This window comes from Aequorivita aurantiaca, assembly GCF_030410135.1.
Lineage (GTDB): Bacteria > Bacteroidota > Bacteroidia > Flavobacteriales > Flavobacteriaceae > Aequorivita > Aequorivita aurantiaca.
Genome location: NZ_JAUGQQ010000027.1, coordinates 1 through 2,435, shown reverse-complemented (window position 1 = coordinate 2,435; position 2,435 = coordinate 1). Strand labels below are relative to the sequence as shown.

General features: G+C 34.0%; 4 protein-coding genes. All 4 read left to right on the top strand.

All coding sequences use genetic code 11. From position 1 onward, the window contains the following. Positions 1-110: 110 nt before the first annotated feature. Positions 111-872, top strand: coding sequence for a hypothetical protein (locus QRD02_RS14230; protein ID WP_290255628.1), 762 nt, complete (start codon positions 111-113; stop codon positions 870-872). Positions 873-1,028: 156 nt separating this feature from the next. Then, on the top strand, positions 1,029-1,421 hold the full coding sequence (locus QRD02_RS14225) for a hypothetical protein (RefSeq protein WP_290255627.1): 393 nt from the start codon (positions 1,029-1,031) through the stop codon (positions 1,419-1,421). 125 nt (positions 1,422-1,546) lie between these two features. Beyond that, positions 1,547-2,149 carry an HAD family hydrolase gene (locus tag QRD02_RS14220; RefSeq protein WP_290255626.1) on the top strand — a complete coding sequence of 201 codons (603 nt, stop codon included), beginning with the start codon at positions 1,547-1,549 and terminating at the stop codon, positions 2,147-2,149. A gap of 173 nt (positions 2,150-2,322) precedes the next feature. Then, the coding region (locus tag QRD02_RS14215) for an AbrB/MazE/SpoVT family DNA-binding domain-containing protein (RefSeq protein ID WP_435373047.1) at positions 2,323-2,435 on the top strand (113 nt) is incomplete at its 3' end.

The window sequence follows — 2,435 nt, the reverse complement described above, 5'->3', positions numbered from 1 at the left end:
TTTTCTGCCGAAAATTCCCGCAGCTTTGCTATCTTTCGGCTACGGCGGAAAAGTCCTTCGGACATTTTCCGCAACAAACCATAGCCAAAACGTTAGCCACCATTTGAAAAATGAGCATACCAAGAAACCTTTATCATTACACAGAAATCAATTCACTAGCTTTAATTTTAGCTAATAAGACGATTAGGTTTTCAGCATTGAATAAAGTGAACGATACGAATGAGGGGCTTTCAGTTGATTATGGAGATTTAGGTATGTATGTGTTTGTCAGTTGTTGGGCAGTAACCAAAAAAGAATACCTACCCCTATGGAATATGTACACTCCTAAAATGCGTGGAGTTAGAATAGAATTACCATTTCCTGTTTTTAATATTTACGAAGTAGGAAAAAATGAATCTCTATTTAAAGAAGAGGATTTGATAACGGAAGACCATATCAAGTTATCTAGTGGAAAGCCATATCGCCACATTATTTACACAAATGATGAGAAAAAAATAAGTCCAAAAATATCCAGAAAATTAAATGATAAATATGGAGGGGTATATTTAGATGGATTGGGAGTATATAAAGAGAAGATTTGGATGTTCGAATACGAAATGAGATTTAAGTTTGCAGTAATTCCCAAGCCTAAAACTGAAAATATTCAAGACTCATTTCCTGTAAAAGAATTCATAGAGCTTTATGAAAATAGGACACCTTTAGGTTTTAGTCATTATGACTTAAAGATTTCCGATTCAGCTTTTGAGAAAATGAAAGTAACTCTAGGACCGAAAATTTCACCTGGAGATGAAGAAATAGTTCGTTCACTTATAGCCAATTACAATCCTAAAGCGAAAGTGATAAAAAGTGAATTAACTAACAAAATAAGATAATAAAAACGGTGGCTAACAATGGCTATAAGTAATTGCTTGTTCTCGCCTACTTCTGAAAATCCTCGCGGATTTTCAGTTTGGTGCGTACTTGCAAAGTTAAGTGCCAAAACACGCAACTACTCATAGCCGAGACGTTGCCAGTAATTTTAACGAAAAGTGAAAATCAATTATAATTTACCATTAGTAATTTATTCAATAATATTGATTGGACAACTTTTGTTTGTTTTGATGTGGAGTCTTGGAATGAAAGAAGATGCGGAATTTAGTACCGGACTGATTATAATGACATCGACAGTTGTATTGACAATAATTTCTCTGTCACTATTCCCATATCTGAACAACAAATCCTTGAAAATCATTATCGGATTGATAAGCTCTCTTCTGATTATTGGAACATTGTTTTTCGAACTATATAATTTAATGGAATTAGATTTGACTGCATTTCTAATAATCGTAATGACATTGTTTTTAATTTCGGGGGTTATTTTAATAATCAAGATTGTAAAGGAAATTTTAAAAATAAAAAAAACTACTGGCAACAATGTATAACCGCAATTACGGCGGATTCGACTACGTCCGAATCCACGCGTAATTGCTACCGTAGGTACTTATCTGAAAAACATTAAATTTAATCCCGTAACTGCGATTATACTAAACGTTGTGCTTAATGTAAAATGACCGCAGAAAAATCTGAAATATTAGTAATTCTCGACATTGACGAAACCTTGGTTTATGCAACAAAGAATCGGCTATACAATGATCACGACTTTGAAATTGGTGACTACTTCGTATACAAACGACCGCACTTTGACGAGTTCATAGACTATATTGACAGAAATTTTCGCTTCGCAATCTGGTCGTCAGCGACTGACATTTATGTTGACGAAATGACTAAAAAGCTAAAGGTTGATGAAAAAGCTATCTTTTGTTGGGCTCGCTCAAAAGCCACTTTTAAAAGACCTTCAACATTTGACTCAGATGGAGATTTAAACATTGATTTTATTGACCATCATTTTTTCGTTAAGCGACTGAAGAAAGTCAAGAAACTAGGGTTTGACTTGGATAAAATATTAATCATTGACGACACTCCACATAAATCTCAAGAGAACTATGGAAATGCGATTTATACTTCGGAATTTAAAGGAGATAAAGACGACATTGAACTTTTGGAACTGACAGAATATTTGACAACCCTAAAGCAAGTTGACAATGTCCGACAGATTGAAAAACGAAATTGGAAAGAAAGAATAAAAAACACTAAGCACAACAATGGCTAAGCTTCAGGCGGGCTGACGGCTTGCCGTAAGTTTTTGCTTATCTGCTATCTTTGGGCACAGCCGACAGATTAGCGTTTGTAATATCCGCCCAAAGCTTAGCCAGAACGTTAATACGGAACGAATTTTGATATTTCAATAAAATGTATTTACTTTGTAATAACATTTAAGAAATTATGGAAACATCAATAATTAAAATCGGAAATTCAAAAGGACTTCGTTTAAGCAAGACCATTTTGGAAAAATATAACATCAAGGACAAAGTGGAACTTATTCTTGAAAAAGGACA

What these genes read in the sequence shown, in the direction of transcription:
- QRD02_RS14230 (WP_290255628.1), top strand. Translation starts at nt 111, where the DNA reads ATGAGCATACCAAGAAACCTTTATCATTACACAGAAATCAATTCACTA.
- QRD02_RS14220 (WP_290255626.1), top strand. Translation starts at nt 1,547, where the DNA reads ATGACCGCAGAAAAATCTGAAATATTAGTAATTCTCGACATTGACGAA.